15 protein-coding genes are annotated in these 17,248 nt (G+C 37.6%); 8 read left to right on the top strand and 7 right to left on the bottom strand.

Features of this window, described 5'->3' with window-relative positions:
• The first annotated feature begins 271 nt into the window (after positions 1–271).
• The 5 genes from AAY42_RS16415 (at position 272) to AAY42_RS16395 (ending at position 7,992) form a co-directional block, all read left to right on the top strand.
• Positions 272–2,377, top strand: a complete 2,106-nt coding sequence (locus AAY42_RS16415) for a bifunctional rhamnulose-1-phosphate aldolase/short-chain dehydrogenase (protein WP_055397170.1) — start codon at positions 272–274, stop codon at positions 2,375–2,377.
• 12 nt (positions 2,378–2,389) lie between these two features.
• Positions 2,390–3,670, top strand: coding sequence for a sugar isomerase (locus AAY42_RS16410; protein WP_055397168.1), 1,281 nt, complete (start codon positions 2,390–2,392; stop codon positions 3,668–3,670).
• Positions 3,671–3,674: 4 nt separating this feature from the next.
• Positions 3,675–5,048, top strand: a complete 1,374-nt coding sequence (locus AAY42_RS16405) for an FGGY-family carbohydrate kinase (protein ID WP_055397166.1) — start codon at positions 3,675–3,677, stop codon at positions 5,046–5,048.
• 37 nt (positions 5,049–5,085) lie between these two features.
• Positions 5,086–6,492 carry a purine-cytosine permease family protein gene (locus tag AAY42_RS16400; protein WP_055397164.1) on the top strand — a complete coding sequence of 469 codons (1,407 nt, stop codon included), beginning with the start codon at positions 5,086–5,088 and terminating at the stop codon, positions 6,490–6,492.
• A gap of 138 nt (positions 6,493–6,630) precedes the next feature.
• On the top strand, positions 6,631–7,992 hold the full coding sequence (locus tag AAY42_RS16395; RefSeq protein ID WP_055397162.1) for an exonuclease domain-containing protein: 1,362 nt from the start codon (positions 6,631–6,633) through the stop codon (positions 7,990–7,992).
• 299 nt (positions 7,993–8,291) lie between these two features.
• Here AAY42_RS16395 and AAY42_RS16390 read toward each other — a convergent pair whose 3' ends face one another.
• Genes AAY42_RS16390 through AAY42_RS16380 form a run of 3 tightly spaced genes read right to left on the bottom strand, consistent with a single transcriptional unit; the run spans position 8,292 to position 11,325 of the window.
• A complete protein-coding gene (locus tag AAY42_RS16390; RefSeq protein WP_055397160.1) occupies positions 8,292–9,068 on the bottom strand; it encodes an aldose 1-epimerase in 777 nt (258 codons plus the stop codon).
• Between the two features lie 2 nt (positions 9,069–9,070).
• Positions 9,071–10,051 carry a PLP-dependent cysteine synthase family protein gene (locus tag AAY42_RS16385; protein ID WP_055397158.1) on the bottom strand — a complete coding sequence of 327 codons (981 nt, stop codon included), beginning with the start codon at positions 10,049–10,051 and terminating at the stop codon, positions 9,071–9,073.
• Positions 10,052–10,083: 32 nt separating this feature from the next.
• Positions 10,084–11,325, bottom strand: coding sequence for an ABC transporter permease (locus AAY42_RS16380; protein WP_055397156.1), 1,242 nt, complete (start codon positions 11,323–11,325; stop codon positions 10,084–10,086).
• Positions 11,326–11,328: 3 nt separating this feature from the next.
• Here AAY42_RS16380 and AAY42_RS16375 point away from each other — a divergent pair, with 3 nt between their 5' ends.
• Positions 11,329–12,552, top strand: a complete 1,224-nt coding sequence (locus tag AAY42_RS16375; protein WP_055397155.1) for an exo-beta-N-acetylmuramidase NamZ family protein — start codon at positions 11,329–11,331, stop codon at positions 12,550–12,552.
• 25 nt (positions 12,553–12,577) lie between these two features.
• Here AAY42_RS16375 and AAY42_RS16370 read toward each other — a convergent pair whose 3' ends face one another.
• Genes AAY42_RS16370 through AAY42_RS16360 form a run of 3 tightly spaced genes read right to left on the bottom strand, consistent with a single transcriptional unit; the run spans position 12,578 to position 14,812 of the window.
• On the bottom strand, positions 12,578–13,435 hold the full coding sequence (locus AAY42_RS16370) for an alpha/beta hydrolase family protein (protein ID WP_055397153.1): 858 nt from the start codon (positions 13,433–13,435) through the stop codon (positions 12,578–12,580).
• A 23-nt stretch (positions 13,436–13,458) separates the two neighbouring features.
• Entirely contained in the window at positions 13,459–14,295 is an 837-nt protein-coding gene (locus AAY42_RS16365) for a sterol desaturase family protein (RefSeq protein ID WP_055397151.1), read from the bottom strand.
• Between the two features lie 22 nt (positions 14,296–14,317).
• The gene (locus AAY42_RS16360; protein WP_055397149.1) at positions 14,318–14,812 is read right to left on the bottom strand and encodes a YkgJ family cysteine cluster protein; all 495 of its coding nucleotides are present in this window, start codon (positions 14,810–14,812) and stop codon (positions 14,318–14,320) included.
• 81 nt (positions 14,813–14,893) lie between these two features.
• Between AAY42_RS16360 and AAY42_RS16355 the strand changes: the two genes are divergently transcribed.
• Together AAY42_RS16355 and AAY42_RS16350 are read left to right on the top strand one after the other, a co-directional pair.
• A complete protein-coding gene (locus tag AAY42_RS16355; protein WP_055397147.1) occupies positions 14,894–15,604 on the top strand; it encodes a class I SAM-dependent methyltransferase in 711 nt (236 codons plus the stop codon).
• A 42-nt stretch (positions 15,605–15,646) separates the two neighbouring features.
• Complete coding sequence (locus tag AAY42_RS16350; RefSeq protein WP_055397145.1) at positions 15,647–16,558, top strand: hypothetical protein; 912 nt, start codon at positions 15,647–15,649, stop codon at positions 16,556–16,558.
• Positions 16,559–16,571: 13 nt separating this feature from the next.
• Here the strand turns inward: AAY42_RS16350 and AAY42_RS16345 are convergent, their stop codons facing one another.
• On the bottom strand, positions 16,572–17,204 hold the full coding sequence (locus tag AAY42_RS16345; RefSeq protein ID WP_055397143.1) for a 7-carboxy-7-deazaguanine synthase QueE: 633 nt from the start codon (positions 17,202–17,204) through the stop codon (positions 16,572–16,574).
• Between the last annotated feature and the right edge of the window lie 44 nt (positions 17,205–17,248).

Here is a 17,248-nt window from a genome sequence, read left to right as displayed (position 1 = left end):
TACCAAAATATCTGGTGTAACCTTTTGATAGTCTATTCCTATTTTGAATTAAGACCGACTTAAAGAGCCTAGAAAAAATTTATAATTATAACATTCTGGGTCAACATTGATAGTTTTTTATCAAGGATGGCCTGAAAATCCAAAAACTATACTTTCAAAATTAACAATAACAGCATAGCACAGGATACAGTTTTATAATGGGGGTTATATATTAGCATTCAATACAAGGTAAAGAAAGAGGACGATAATTTTTAAGTAGCCTAACCAAAACATGGAAGTAAAAAAGAAGAAATACCAATATGTTGATTATCTATGGGATAAAGAAAAAGCAGATCAACTTTCAGGAAATGAAGTTGAATTGTTCCTATACCGTTCCAATATTTTAGGAGCTGATTTAAGGATAACCAACTATGGAGGAGGAAATACCAGTTGTAAGACCTTTGAGATAGACCCTCTAACAAAAAATAAAGTTGAAGTAATGTGGGTCAAGGGCTCTGGGGGTGATATTGGTACCCTTACCAGGTCTGGAATTGCAGGTCTCTATGTAGAAAGACTACAAAACCTAAAGAAAGTATACAGGGGAATAGAAAATGAAGACGAAATGGTTGCCCTGTTTAACCATTGCATCTATGATTTAGATAGTAAGGCACCTTCTATAGATACCCCTTTGCATGGATTGCTACCTTTTAAACATATAGATCATCTGCATCCAGACGCTTTAATTGCTATTGCTGCCGCCAAAGATGGGGAACAAATCACTAAGGAGATATGGGGTGATTCCATGGGGTGGATTCCATGGCAAAGGCCTGGATTTGATCTGGGTTTACAGTTAGAGAACTGCCTGAACAACAACCCTGGGATTAGAGGTATAGTCTTGGGGAGCCATGGTTTATTTACCTGGGGAGATACTTCCTATGAATGTTATGTAAACAGTCTTGAAGTTATTGAAAAAGCATCCGCTTACATTGTGGACAAAATAAAGTCAAACGGTGTTGTCTTTGGAGGGGAAAAAATTACAGCTGCTCCTCCAGAAAAAAGGATTTCACAAGCCGCTCAAATTGCGCCTATTTTAAGAGGACTGTGTTCCCAGGAAAATAGGATGATAGGGCATTTTACCGACTCGGAAGCAGTTTTGGAATTCATCAACAGTAATGATTTGGAGCGCTTGGCTCCAATGGGCACATCTTGCCCGGATCACTTTCTTCGAACAAAAATAATGCCTTTGGTAATTAATTTGACTTCTGATGAAGATTTTTCCAATACTGAAGAAATCATAGCAAAACTAAAACCACAATTTGAAAATTACAGGGCTGACTATGCCGCGTATTATGACAATTGCAAGCATGAGAATAGTCCCGCAATGCGAGATGCCAATCCTGTGGTTATAATTTATCCGGGCATTGGAATGTTCACTTTTGCAAAAAATAAGCAAACGGCACGTGTGGCCAGTGAGTTTTATTTAAATGCAATTAATGTAATGCGAGGGGCAGAGGCCATTTCCAAATATACCGCACTTCCAAGACAGGAAGCTTTTAACATTGAATATTGGCTGTTGGAAGAAGCCAAATTGCAGCGAATGCCAAAGGAAAAGCCACTTTCAAGAAAAGTTGCCATTGTAACAGGTGCAACTGGTGGTATTGGTAAGGCAATTGTAGACAAGCTGGTCGCAGAGGGAGCAAATGTAGTACTTACAGATTTGGACAACAATGTGCTTTCCGAAACTCAGAAATCCTATAAAAAAGATGAAACTGCAACAGCGGTCTGTGATGTAACCAAAAGTGAATCGATTGAAGATGCCTATGCTAAAGCTTGTATAGAATTTGGTGGGGTTGATATTGTTGTACATTCTGCTGGATTGGCAATTTCCAAACCTTTGGAAGAAACCACAACTGATGATTGGACGTTACTACAAGATATTTTGGTAAAGGGCCAATTTTTAATGGCAAAAAAAGGAGCTTCAATATTAAAGGCACAAGGCTTGGGAGGAGACATTATTCATATTGCCAGTAAGAATGGCATTGTCTCAGGTCCCAACAATGTCGCCTATGGAACTGCTAAGGCCGCCCAGCAACATATGACCCGTTTATTGGCTGCAGAATTGGGGAAACACCAAATAAAGGTTAATACGGTAAACCCGGATGGAGTTATTGTAGGAAGTAAAATTTGGGAAGGTGAATGGGCAGAAGGAAGGGCCAAGGCATATGGTATTTCCGTTGAAGAATTACCCAAACATTATGCAAGCAGAAATCTTTTAAATGAAATCATTTTACCAAAAGATATTGCAAATGGCGTATATTCATTAGTAGCTATTTTGGATAAAAGCACAGGAAACACTATTAATGTTGATGGTGGAATGGCAAATGCTTTTGTGCGATAATCTAACGGTCATATGAAAATAGAAAAGCAACAAATTGCATCGCTCAATAAAAGTAAAAAAGCTGAGCATACCGTTCAACTTGATTTTGCTTTAAATCAACTTAACTCAAAGGGAATAGATGGCCATGCTATTATTCAAAAAATAAAAGATTTTCAAGTAGCCATACCCAGTTGGGCATTGGGTGCCGGAGGAACAAGGTTTGGCAGATTCTCTTATGGGGGAGAACCTTCAAACCTACATGAAAAACTTGATGATATTGGCATTTTACATGCACTGACTAACACCGCTGGGTCAGTTTCATTGCATATTCCATGGGACACTCCCGAAGATTACGATGCTACAAAGCAAATAGCAGCCTCCCATAATATTACCTTTGATGCAGTTAATTCAAACACTTTTCAAGATCAAAAAGATGCCAAGCTGAGCTATAAGTTCGGTTCACTTTCCAATAGTGAAGATGCCATTAGGAACCAGGCGATCCAGCACAATATAGAAGTTGCTAAAATTGGTGAAAAATTAGGCTCAAAAAGTCTTACGGTATGGTTGGCAGATGGGGCAACTTTTCCAGGACAGAGCAATTTTCAAAAAGCACTACAAAACACTGAAAATAGTCTTAAGGAAATTTACAAAGAACTACCATTGGATTGGAGGATGTTTATAGAATACAAACCATACGAGCCCAATTTTTACAGCACCGTTATACAAGATTGGGGCACTTCATTAATGCTTGCAAATAGCTGCGGAGACAGGGCTTTTTGTTTGGTTGATCTGGGGCATCACTTACCAAACACAAATATTGAGCAAATTGTAGCTACTTTAATGTTAAAGGGCAAATTGGGTGGTTTTCACTTTAATGACAGTAAATACGGTGATGATGACCTAACTGTAGGTGCAATAAAACCCTATGCACTCTTTTTAATATTCAATGAGTTGGTCTATGGAATGGCAAATAATGCAAATAATCCAGATTTAGCCTGGATGATAGATGCCAGTCATAATATCAAAGATCCCCTTGAAGATCTCATTCAATCTCTGGAAGCTATACTCATTGCCTATGCCCAAGCCCTTTTGGTAGATCAAGATACTTTAAGAGCAGCACAACAAGACCATGACGTTGTAAAGTGTCAAGAAATACTTCAAGATGCCTACAGAACTGATGTTCGTCCTCTACTAAAAGAATCAAGGTTGCAGGCTGATGCAGCTATAGACCCTTTAGCTGTATACAGAGATTTAAACGTACGTGAAAACCTTATCAATAAAAGGGGTAATGATTCAATAGCATCTGGGCTTTAATATCATGAAAAAGGTAATTGCGGTTTTTGATATAGGTAAGACCAATAAAAAATTCTTTCTTTTTGATGAAAATTACAAGAAGGTTTATCAAGAGTATCTTGTAATTGATGAAATTCAAGATGAAGATGGTTTTCCTACCGAAGATTTGAACAAACTGCAAAAATGGCTAAAGACATCTGTTGATAAAATACTGGAAACCAATCGGTTTGATGTTCGAGCAATCAACTTTTCCACCTATGGGGCAAGTTTTGTGCATTTAGATGCAGACGGGAATGTGCTCACTCCGCTCTACAATTACCTAAAGCCACTTCCTGAAAAAATAGCTGATACGTTTGATACCGATTATGACCAGACCACCATATCCCAGGTAACCGGTTCTCCGGAGGCCGGAATGTTGAATTCAGGAATGCAATTATATTGGTTAAAACGCACCAGGCCAGAATTGTTTAAAACCATAAAGTATTCGCTACATTTTCCGCAATACCTATCATTTTTATTTACAGGCAAACCAGTCGCCGAATTTACCAGCATAGGCTGTCATACCGCTTTATGGGACTATAAAAAAAGAGAGTATCACAATTGGACAATAGAAGAGGGGCTTACCAAAAAGTTTCCTGATATTTTGCCAGCGACCAAAAGCTATAGCTTTGATTATGGCGATAAAAAGATAAAAATTGGAACGGGTATACACGACAGTTCAGCAGCCCTGATTCCATATATGTTATCAGAAAAAAAGCCATTTATATTGATTTCAACCGGAACATGGAGCATTACCCTTAATCCATTCAGTGTAAATGCACTGTCCTCCAATGATATTGAAAATAACTGTCTAAATTACTTGACCGTACAAGGAAAACCAGTCCGTGCTACACGCTTTTTCTTAGGAAAGGAATATGGCCTTCAGGTAAAAAAGCTTGCTGCTATTTTCGATAAAAGCAAGACCTATCACAAACGCATTAAATTTGATTTTGGGCTCTATCAAAAATTAAAACAAAAAACACATCGTTTCTTCAAATTTGATGAAATTAGAATTGATAGCCATACAGAATTTTCAAATCAAGATTTAACGATTTTTAATTCTTTTGAAGAAGCCTATCATCAATTAATGCTGGAATTGGTCACTATTCAGGTGAAGACCATCAGATTGGCCATAGGTAATTCAAAAATTAAAAAAATCTACATTGATGGTGGCTTTGTTGACAATGACATTTTTATAAAATTGGTGGCTTTGAACTTTCCCGAACTTAAAGTTAGAACGACTAAATCTCCTCTTGGATCAGCACTTGGTGCCGCCATGGTCATTTCAGAAAAGGAAATCGAGAAAAATTTTCTAAAATCACATTATAAAATGCGAAAATTGAAAGTACCGCTAGAGTAATACAACTAAAATATTGCCAAAACTAAACAACCAAAACATGAGCGCACCAAACATTGAACAACAAGAAAACGAAACTACTAGTACCGAGTTTGTAAGGCAGCCAGTGCCAAAATCAAATTGGAAAAGCTGGAAAAGTTTTTTGGGAATGTACGCCGGCGAACATGCTGCTGGTACCGAATTCATGATTGGACCACTTTTTCTAACAGCCGGGGTCAGTGCTTTTGATTTGATTATTGGATTACTTATTGGAAATCTTATGGCTGTTTTGAGCTGGCGGTTCCTAACAGCAGAAATAGCGGTAAAAAATAGATTGACCCTGTATTATCACTTAGAAAAAATATGTGGTAAAAATCTCGTCACAGGCTATAACCTTGCCAATGGGGTGCTTTTTTGTTTTTTGGCGGGTGCAATGATTACCGTATCCGCAACCGCGGTTGGCGTACCATTTAACATGGAAATGCCAAAATTAACCGATACACTGCCCAATGGCATTACATGGATTATAATTGTAATAGCAATAGGACTGGTAATCTCCTTGGTAGCGGCAAAGGGTTACGACACAGTTTCAAAAGCTGCCAATTGGATGTCTCCGATAATTGTACTTGCATTTTTAGCATGTGGAATTGTTGCTCTCAATCAATTAGGGGCAACCTCTTTTAAGGATTTTTGGGATATTTGGGGGCAAGGTTCAGAGCCATTCCCTGGACAAATAAAATTCACATTTTGGCATGTAGTTCTATGGTCATGGTTTGCCAATGCGGCCATGCATATTGGAATGTCTGATCTTTCAGTATTTAGATTTGCCAAAAACGCCAAATCTGGTTGGACCACTGCCGCTGGTATGTACATTGGCCATTATATGGCTTGGATTGCCGCAGCTTTACTTTATGCAGTGTATCTAAAAACACCAGAAGCACAGGCCTTTTTAGGCAACGGAGAGGCTCCTCCAGTTGCACCGGGACCCTTGGCTTATAATGCAATAGGAATATTCGGTATTATTGCCGTCATACTTGCCGGATGGACGACGGCAAACCCAACAATTTATAGAGCGGGACTGGCCTTTCAGGCCATCTTGCCGAAAACATCGACTTTCTGGGTCACAATTCTTGCAGGTTCAATAGCAACCATTGCCGGTATTTTTCCAGCCTTTGCCATGAAATTACTCGGGTTTGTATCGCTTTATGGTTTTATCCTTGCACCTGTTGGAGCTATAATCGTATTTGAGCACTTCTTTGCAGACCGTTTTAAAGTTGTTTCCTTTTATGCTGAAAAGAAAAAAATAAACTTCAACATTTCCGTTTTCCTTGCCTGGGGAATCAGTTTTGCGGTTTTTTATTTGGTATCATTAAAATTTGACATCTTTCTTTCATTCTTAACATTACCTGCTTGGGTCTGCTGCGGAATTATGTTTCTTATTTTTAGCAAATTTCTACAAAAACAGTAATTTTAAGCAGCTTGTTCGTGAACACGGTACCTTAGTAAGAACCGAAAGAGAATTCTTTGCGATATTCCCTTTTTTTAAATTCGAATGGAACCTTAAAACTAATTTAAAAGGTTCTCAGATTATTTCTAATTTTAGGGAGTGTACACTATCATCGATATAGAGACCACCGGAAACGGTATCAAGGGCAACAAAATCACGGAAATTTCCATTTTCAAGTTTGATGGGGAACAAATTATTGATGAGTTTACCTCTTTGGTGAACCCGCTCTCCCCTATTCCCTATTTTATTACTGGACTGACAGGCATCGATGATCAAATGGTACAAAATGCACCGGTCTTTAGCGAAATTGCCAACACAATTTTAGAAATTACAAAAGATAGCATCTTTGTGGCTCACTCCGTAAACTTTGATTATGGCGTAATTAAAGAGGAATTTAGAAGGATAAATCTTGATTTCACTAGAAAAAAACTTTGCACGGTCAGATTGTCCCGTAAACTTATTCCGGGTCTACAATCCTATAGTTTGGGAAAACTTTGCTCTGCAGTTCAAATTCCATTGGTTGACAGGCATAGAGCAAGGGGCGATGCCCATGCTACAGTTCTTCTTTTTCAAAAACTGCTAAATGCTCCAGAGGCTGATTCCATTATTCAAAAATCTTTGAATGCCCGAAGTCAGGAAGCAACCCTTCCCCCCCACTTACCTAAATCGGTTTTTGATGCTATTCCCTACAAGCCTGGTATTTACTATTTCAAGAATCAAAAAGATGAGATTATTTATGTGGGAAAGGCCATTAATCTTAAGAAAAGGGTACTAAGCCATTTTTATGACAAAAGCACCAAGGAAACCCAAATGTGCCGTGAAACCGCACATATTGATTTTAAACTTTCAGGAAGTGAACTTGTTGCGCTCCTAATGGAGTCAGCTGAAATAAAAAAGCACTTCCCCTCATACAACCGTGCTCAAAAGCGTGTGGTAAAACAATATGCTATTTTTAGCTATGAGGACAGAAAGGGTATTGTACATCTTGCTTACAATACCATAAAAGGAGTGCCAAATCCCATAAAAGTCTTTTACAATCAGACCGATTGCAGAACGTATTTGCATGAAGTTTGCGGAAGATTCTCCCTTTGTCCTAAATATTGTCACTTACAGCAAACCAATTCAGCTTGTTCACATCATGAATTAAACTCTTGTGAGGGCATTTGTACTTCCCAAGAATCAGTAATTGACTACAATCAAAAAGTGGAATCTGCTATCCTAGAAATGAAAAACATGCAATCTGGGGTAAGGATTATCAGAGAGAAAGGTCGAGATGCGAATGAAAATGCAGTTGTACTTATTTCTGAAGGAATATATCGAGGATATGGATTTATAGATCAAGAACTGAAAGTTTCTTCAATTGAAGATATAGAAGCATTCATTGTCCCTCAAAAGAACACCTTGGAAACCGAGCGTATTGTAGCCTCTTTACTTCCAAAATTGGAATCATTTGTTCTTTAAAGCACAAGGAAAATTTACTTTTTTATTTTCCGGTACATTTTGACCATAAAGACAATCCAAATCACAAAAATAAGGGCAACTACCAAAACGTAAGGAAGTATAATATCCATAACAAGCAGATTGAAGTTTTTATAAGCCCCTACACCAGAACCCTAGAAAAAGGTTCTTATTTTTTCCACCGGAAAAGAACGAACTAAAAACAAGAAGGTGATTTTTTGCTTCTGGTTACTCTAAATTAGTAAGAAATTAGATACGGAAGGTTAAGAAATTATGATTTTTTTAACTTTTCAAAAAATCAATCACACTTTTAGCATTACTTTAAAAATTTCCTCTGAATCTTTAAGATACCGAAAACCTGAATTCAAATCCCGTTGTGCAACAGAATAGGGATAAAAAGAAATAGGCTCTATGCAAACCATGTTTCTAACCTCAGTCCAACACATGAAATGTCCAAAACCCTCGGTTTCTATAGTAAGCTCCTTTTTGTCCTGTAAGGTGATTGATGAACAATTTTCAACCTGAAACGCTCTATTGCCTACAGCCAACACCTCATCCAAAGTAATCTGCCCATTATCTGAAACAATTAATGGCTGGTCAATATGAAGTTTAAAAGCAGGATGATATCCGAGCATAAAAGGCATATCCCGTTCGCCAGAAACCGTAAATGTGATTTCCAGTTTATTTTCATTTAAAGAAAAAGATTTTTGGAAACTAAAGGAATACGGCCAAATCTGCCATTTTTTAGTTGACTTTTCAGGGAACTTGGAATTCGCGATCATTGTTCCCGCTGAATATTCCTTTCTAAAAACGGCGTTTGTATCATTCTGTGAAACCAATTGATATTGCAATTCACGAAGAATACCATGTTGATCTTGAATGGCATTGCCTCCTTTGGGAACTTGCACTCTATAATCGGTTTCGTTTACGGGCCCTATAATAGGAAACATTTCCGTATCCGCACTGCGCCAACCCGGACTTCCTTTTTGATGGATGTATTCATGTGCATCAACCTTAAAACTGACCAATTCCCCTTGATCAATCTTTACTGATGCGTTTCCTTCTTGTAATTTAACCATACTTATTCAATATATCCTTTTTCACGCATCCAATCATCATTAAACATTTTACCTACATAACGACTGCCATGATCGTGAAACAAAACTACAACCACATCATCTTTTGTAAAACGTTCCTTCAACTGTAATAACCCTTTTATGGCTGCACCGGCTGAATTTCCCAAAAACATCCCCTCTTCTTTAGCCAAGCGTTGCGTGTAGACTGCAGCATCTTTGTCAGTTACCTTAGTAAACCCGTCTATGATATCGAAATTGACATTTTTGGGCAATATGTCTTCTCCAATACCCTCGGTAACATATGGATAGATTTCATTTTCATCAAAAATGCCTGTCTCATGGTATTTTTTGAACACAGAGCCATAGGTATCAATCCCCCAAACTTTAATATCTGGGTTTTGCTCCTTTAGATAAGTTCCAACTCCCGAAATAGTACCCCCCGTACCTACTCCAACCACAAAATGCGTCACTTTAGCGTTGGTTTGCTCCCATATCTCAGGGCCTGTACTTAAATAGTGTGCTTTGGTATTGCTTGGGTTATCATATTGATTTACATACCATGAGTTTGGAATCTCAGTGGCCAATCTTCTTGCAGTGGAATAATAACTTCTTGGGTCGTCTGGGGCAACATCTGTTGGGCAAACATGTACTTCACTGCCTACAGCTTTAAGGATATCTATCTTTTCCTTGGATTGTTTGTCACTGATAACGCAAATCATCTTATACCCTTTGACCACAGCGGCCAAAGCCAAACCCATTCCTGTATTTCCTGATGTACCTTCAATAATAGTCCCTCCCGGTTTCAATATGCCTTCGGCTTCCGCGTCTTCTACCATTTGAAGTGCCATACGGTCTTTAACGGAGTTCCCGGGGTTAAATGTTTCATATTTGGCCAAAACCAAGCATGGCAAATCCTCGGTAAGCTTATTGAGTTTAACCAACGGAGTATTTCCAATGGTTTCCAAAATGTTATTTGCGTAGTCCATAATTGCAACAAAGATAGTTTTTCGCGAAGACCTTATTCAAACTTTATGGCCTTTACTGGTGTAATTTTGGTGATAATATAAGAAGGCACCAAAAGCATCAACAAGCACAATACCAGTACCCCTAGGTTTAAGAACAATATCATAGGTATATCAATATGCACGGGGATGTACTCAATATAATATTCTTCTGGATTGGGAAACTTAAAGAGTCTATATTTATTCTGAAGAAACAGCAATCCCAAACCAATTGCATTCCCCCACAATAATCCAATAGTGATTAGGTAGGCAGCATTATACAAAAACACTTTTCGAATACTCCAATTGGCCGAACCCAAAGCTTTTAAAACTCCTATCATTTGGGTTCGCTCCAAGATAAGCACAAGTAGCGCAGTAATCATATTGATTCCGCCGACTATAATCATGATTCCAATGATCAATGCAATGTTAAAATCAAAAAGACCTATCCATTCAAATATTCTGAAGTATTTGGTCTTAATGTTCTGCGTATCCAAATTTGAAATCGTCTTCCCATAAATCTCGTTGCTCTTCTCCTCTAATTGATTGAAATCCGACAGAAAAACTTCAAAGTTGCCAATTTCATTTGAAGCCCATTTGTTCATGCGTTGTATATGTCGAATATCAACAAAAACATAGGTTGCATCAAACTCTTCAAAACCACTATCGTAAATACCCACAATCTTAAACCTTCTATTATTGGGAACTTTGGAGGCATCTCCTTCTTTTAAGAAAAAGGAAAAAAAGGAATCGCCAACATTTAGTTGAAGTCTGTTGGCCATCAATTTGGAAATCAAAACCTCATCATTTAGTTTCCCCATATAATCTGGCAAACTTCCATCAACAATATATTCTTCAAAAACCGTCCAATTATAGTCTTTTCCAACTCCTTTGGCCAGCATTCCTTCAAATGTATCCTCTGTTCGAATAATTCCACCTTTGGTGGCCACGGCCTGCACATGTGAAATGCCTTCAACATCTTTAAATTCAGGATAAAAGTCTTTCTCAATAGAAACTGGCTTCACGGATACTTCGGAAGTATTATTGTCGAAATTGGAAATTTGGATGTGCCCATTAAAAGCGGCCACTTTTTCTCGAATCTTATGCTTTAGGCCTACTCCGGTGGCAATGGCAATGAGCATCATAACAATGCCAATGGCGATAGCGGCAATGGCAATTTTTATAATAGGTGCGGAAATACTAATTTTATGCTCCTTCCCTGTAATCAGGCGTTTGGCAATAAACAATTCTAAATTCAACGAATGCCCATTTTTTCTATTTTCAAAAGTACAGTTTTATTGTTGGTTTTAATGTTTTCTTCGTGCAAGGGGCAAGAAAAGGAAATCGCACGCATTGCGGTAAATGCAGAAATTGATTCTGTCCCGAAAATAGAAGTAGCAGCAAATAGAACGGAACTGTATTTACCACTTCTTAAAGAAAAAAAAGTTGGAATTGTAGCCAACCAAACCAGCGTCATCTTTAAAAAAACCGGACATACACATCTGGTAGATTCTTTATTGACCCTAAAAATAGACATCAAGAAGGTATTTGCACCAGAACATGGATTCCGCGGAAAGGCCGATGCAGGAGAATTGGTGAAAGATGGAATTGACACTAAAACAGGTCTTCCCATTACTTCTCTTTATGGAAAAAACAAAAAACCTTCCAACGAGCAATTAAAGGGTTTGGATATTGTTGTTTTTGATATTCAAGATGTTGGGGTTCGTTTCTATACGTATATTGCTACATTACAATTGGTAATGGAAGCCTGTGCAGAAAGTGATATTCCGATTATTGTTTTGGATAGACCCAATCCCAATGGGCATTATGTGGATGGTCCAACCATGAAAAAAGAGCATACCGGTTTTCTTGGAATGACCACGATTCCATTAGTATATGGAATGACTATTGGAGAGTATGCACAAATGCTCAATGAGGAAAAATGGTTAGAAAATGGAAAGCAAGTGAATCTCACTGTACTTCCGCTTAAAAATTATACGCATAACTCTGCGTACAATCTTCCCATTAGGCCCTCTCCCAACCTACCTAATGATATATCTATTAATATTTATCCTAGTTTGGGGCTTTTTGAAGGTACGAATGTTAATGCCGGTCGGGGAACAGAATTCCAGTTTCAGCGCTATGGGGCATCTTTTATGGATAGTACCCAATATGATTTTAGTTATGTTCCGAAGCCTAATTTCGGGTCAAAATATCCGAAGGAAGAAGACAAACGTTGTTTTGGGAGAGATGTATCTGAATCTGAACGAATGCAATCAGTTTCTTTGCGTTGGTTAATCGATGCTTATAAAAACACACCTGATAAATCAAAATTCTTTATTACTACATCATTTACCAAACATGCGGGAACATCCGAATTACAGAAACAAATTGAAAAGGGGCTACCAGAATCGGAGATAAAGGTAACTTGGAAACAGGATTTGGAGGATTTCAAAAAAATTAGAGTTAAGTACTTAATCTACTAGTAATCCAACTGACTTCCTGCAACCTTTAAACCATATCATAATATAAGGCTGTTTTAGGCCAAAGTGTGGTTTCAAATCTTCTACTGAAAAATCCAAAGTGACCTATTTTTTCAGCACCAATATCTTTGGGCCTTACAAGTTCAATTCTTTTATCAGCAGAAGTAAATACATCATGTATTCTTTTTAATGCTTTTTCTGTTCCAATTGGATCATCCTCAATTGCCAAGGTCAAAAGCTTACCATAAAACTCATGATAGTACACTTTTTGACCACTCTTGTTCAACTGCTCTGTCATGTTATGGATTTTTCTTCTTGCATGCCACTGTTTTATCACTCCTTTGGGAACATCTTCTAAAAGACCAAGCCGTTTTCCTGGAAAATACCCAAAAACCTTTGTGATAGATGGGAAAACCACATGCCACAAAAGATAAAGTTTATGTTTTTCCACATCCCAATCTTTGTAGTAGGCCGTCTGGGCACCAATATTAACTATTCCATCAATTAATGAGCAATTTTCCGACATTCCAATTATGGTTCCTCCAATACTATGGCCTAAAACCAAAACTGAATAATTTGGATAGTTTTGCTTTGCGTATTGCAATACGCCCGTGAAATCCTTTTGGCCCCAAATTGAAAAAGAAGCTTGAAAACCTCTCAGTTTTTTGGGTCTTGAAGCTGCAATACCACGATAGTCATAGGTAATCACATCAAAACCATACTCTGACATGTATAAGGCATAATTCTTATACAAATCTTTGCTTACGGCCGTAGCTGAGTTAATGACAAGTACTTTCTTTTTATTTGAAGAAGGTTTAGCAGAATATATAGTTCCTTTGAGCACAAAACTATCTTTACAAGGAATCTCAATCTCTTTGTAAATCATAGGTAAAGATTACTAAAAAGGTTTTACTTAGTCTCTGAGGTGGTAGGCCTTCTGTATTTATGGAAAGGCTGTTTGAGTAACCCTACAATACTACTGTTTTCCTTTTCATCGGGAAAAGTATCCACACCATAAACAATGTCATCAACCTCCATTTTCATATAGGTTCCAAATAACCTATCCCAAATAGAGAAAATATTACCATAGTTAGAATCTGTATAGGGAAGCTTATAATGGTGGTGCACTTTATGCATATCAGGACTTACGATTAACCAGCTTATTGCATTGTCCACCTTTTTTGGCAATCGAATATTGGCATGGTTAAATTGTGAAAGAACAACTGATGCACTTTGATATAGCATTATAATCCCAATTGGAGCACCAACTACAAAAACGCCGATCAATGTAAAAATATACCTAATCAAACTCTCCAACGGGTGATGGCGGTTAGCCGTTGTGGTATCCACATTATGATCAGAGTGATGTACCAAATGCACCATCCACAAAGGTTTTACCTTATGTTCCACCAAATGGGCAGTATAGGCTCCAATTAAATCCAGCAGCATTAATCCAAGTACTACATAAAGCCAAAGTGGCATTTGTGGTAGCCAATTGATGATTCCAAATTGATTCTCTATTGCCCAATCAGATGTTTGTAACAATAAAAATGCAAGTGGAAAATTTATGATGATCGTGGTTAGTGTAAAAAAGAAATTAGGAACCGAATGCCGCCACTTTTTGTACGGAATTTTGAACAAAGGCACAATACCCTCCAGAATCCAGAAAAACGTAATTCCCCCTACAAGAATAATACTTCTGTGCAATGGAGGTATATTCTCAAAGTATGTTATTAGCTGTTCCATATTTTCAAATATACTGAATTGGTCATAGTTTTATTTTCTTCTTCATCTCCTCAACAATGTTGAATGCTGCCGGACAAATGGATGTGTTTTTTAGTGTGAGATTACTAATTTGATGAAACTTTTTACGGTTGGTATGCGGAAATTCCCGACACGCTTTTGGCCTAACATCATATATGGAACAATAATTATCCATTCCTAAAAAAGCACAGGGCACTTCCTTTAACACATAGTCGTTTTCGTCATCAATTCTTAAATAGCGTTCTATAAAGCGAGAGGGTTTTAACCTAAAATGCTTGGCAATTCGATCAATATCAGCGTTAGTAAAAAGAGGTCCAGTGGTTTTACAGCAGTTCGCACAACTTAGACAATCAGTTCGTTCAAATTCAGCATCATGCAATTCACCCATTACATAATCTAAATTCTTTGGTGGACGCTTTTTTAGTTTTGCGAAGAACTTTTTGTTCTCAGCAAGCTTTTCTTTTGCTTTTTTTGGTAATTCCCCTAATTGCCTCTCCATATCCAACAAACATAAAAAACTGTTTTCATTTAAACCTTTATGTGCGATTAAAGTCCCATTTTTGCAGTTTTAGCATATAACATGGCTGACATTTTTGGACAAGCACTTCTTGACTACCAGTCTGGTAACTATACTGAAGATATAAAAACCTTTTCTTCTTTGGATGAAGAGGACACCATTCCATTGCCCTACCTTTTCCGAGGTTTTGATAAAATGCCCATTTTAGAGCAAAAAGCTCTACAATTGGCAAAAGGGAAAGTTCTTGATATAGGCTGCGGAGCTGGAAACCACGCCTTGTACCTTCAGAAAAAAGGAATGGATATTACTGGTCTGGATACATCCGTTGGGGCTATTGAGGTTTGTAAAAAAAGAGGCGTTCAGAATACCATTTCCTCTTCAATATTAGATTATACCAATGTAAAGTATGATACACTTCTTTTGCTGATGAACGGAATAGGTTTGGCGGGAAAACTCACGGATTTAAGTTCTTTTTTACAACATTTGAAATCGCTTTTATCGCCAAACGGTCAAATCTTGTTGGATTCAAGCGATATCATTTATATGTTTGACCAAGATGAAGATGGTGGGGTTTGGGTTCCAAATACAGGAAAATATTACGGCGAAGTTCAGTTTTACATGGAATATAAAGGCAAAAAGAGCTTACTGTTTCATTGGCTCTACTTGGATTTTAATACCTTGCAAAATGCTTGTTTAGATAATAATTTAAAATGTGAACTTGTAAGTGAAGGTGAACATTACGACTATTTAGCTAAACTTTCTATACGATCATAATAGAATGATTTCATCTCCGTTTGTTATACATACAGATTTACCATGAAAAAGAAAATCTTTATTGCCTTATTTTTGAGTCTTGGACTTGTTATAGCTTGTTCTGATAGTTCTGATGATACTTCAGGACCACAAAATATTGATAAAACGCCAAATCTTAGAGCAGCAGGAGCTTCGGCCAATGATATTTTATCCAATGACAATTTTGATAAGTTAGTAATTGAAATTGCTTATGTTCCTGGATTTAGGCCAACGCCGACCTCCATTTCCAACTTTGAAGATTATCTTAGGGAAAGAACATTTAAAGAAGATATAGAGGTAATTTATAATGAACTGCCATCTCCAAATGAAGAAACCCTGGTTCTTGAAGAAATAAGGGATTTGGAAGATGAAAATAGAACGCAATACAATAATGGAACTACCTTGGCCATCTACATTTATTTTGCCGATGCCCCTTCTGATGGGGACGAATTGGATGAAGGTTTAGTAACTCTTGGGGCCGTTTACAGAAATACTTCAATGGTAATATATGAATCTACCATTTCGGAACTTGCGAGAAGAAGTGCCATAGTAACTGTTACAGACATAGAAACTGCTACTTTGAACCATGAATTTGGGCATTTGTTTGGATTGGTAAATTTAGGAACACCACCCATAAATGACCATGAGGGTGTACAAACGGATGAGAATGATGAGCCCATTCTTGATTCCAATGGCATTCCACTCGGTAACGATCATTGTAATGTTGATGGATGCTTAATGCTTGCAGAAATTCAATTTGGCAGCTCTACCTCTAGAAGTTTGACTTCAAAAGGAAGTGTTTTGACTTCTCCATGTGCATTAGATGGAGACTCTATGCTAAAAATTTTAGAAAGCAGAACTGCAAAAGGACTTGCAATAGTACCAGTGCTTGATACTGAATGTATTCTGGACCTGCAAGGTAATGGCGGACGTTAATCCATAAATAGAATTAGGGTATATTCAAATATTTATGGGTTTGTAAGGATACCTTCCATTTGGGGTTTTTCATTACATAATCCACAATCAAAGGAACCATTTTTTCACGAACACTCCATTCTGGCTGAAGATACAGAATGCACTTTCCATTTACTTTTTCTGCTTGTTCCTCTGCAAAAATAAAATCGTGCTTGTTGTAAACAATGACTTTTAATTCATGCGCAACAGCATATATTTCTTCTTCGGGAAGCTTATTTTTCTTGGGTGAAAGACAAATCCAATCCCAAATACCTGTGAACGGATAGGCACCCGACGTTTCAATATGTGTTTGCAGTTTTTTTTCCTTTAAAGCAGCAGTCAAAGGCCCCATATCCCAAGTCAGTGGCTCTCCTCCCGTAATAACAATGGTATCAGAATAATTCGAGGCATTATCAACAATACTCGCTATTTGTGTTGGTGGATGTGTTTCCGCATTCCAACTTTCCTTAACATCACACCAATGACAACCTACATCACACCCACCTACGCGGATAAAGTAGGCAGCCGTACCCTTGTGATATCCCTCTCCCTGAATTGTGTAGAACTCCTCCATTAATGGAAGCATAAGTCCTTTATCAACCAAATCCATGACCTGTTCTGAAACCATTGGGCAAAGATAGGATTTAGTTAATTCTTAAACCTTAGTTTAAA

Source organism: Flagellimonas eckloniae (assembly GCF_001413955.1).
Classification (GTDB): Bacteria; Bacteroidota; Bacteroidia; order Flavobacteriales; family Flavobacteriaceae; genus Flagellimonas; species Flagellimonas eckloniae.
This window is presented reverse-complemented; position numbering and strand designations above follow the sequence as displayed.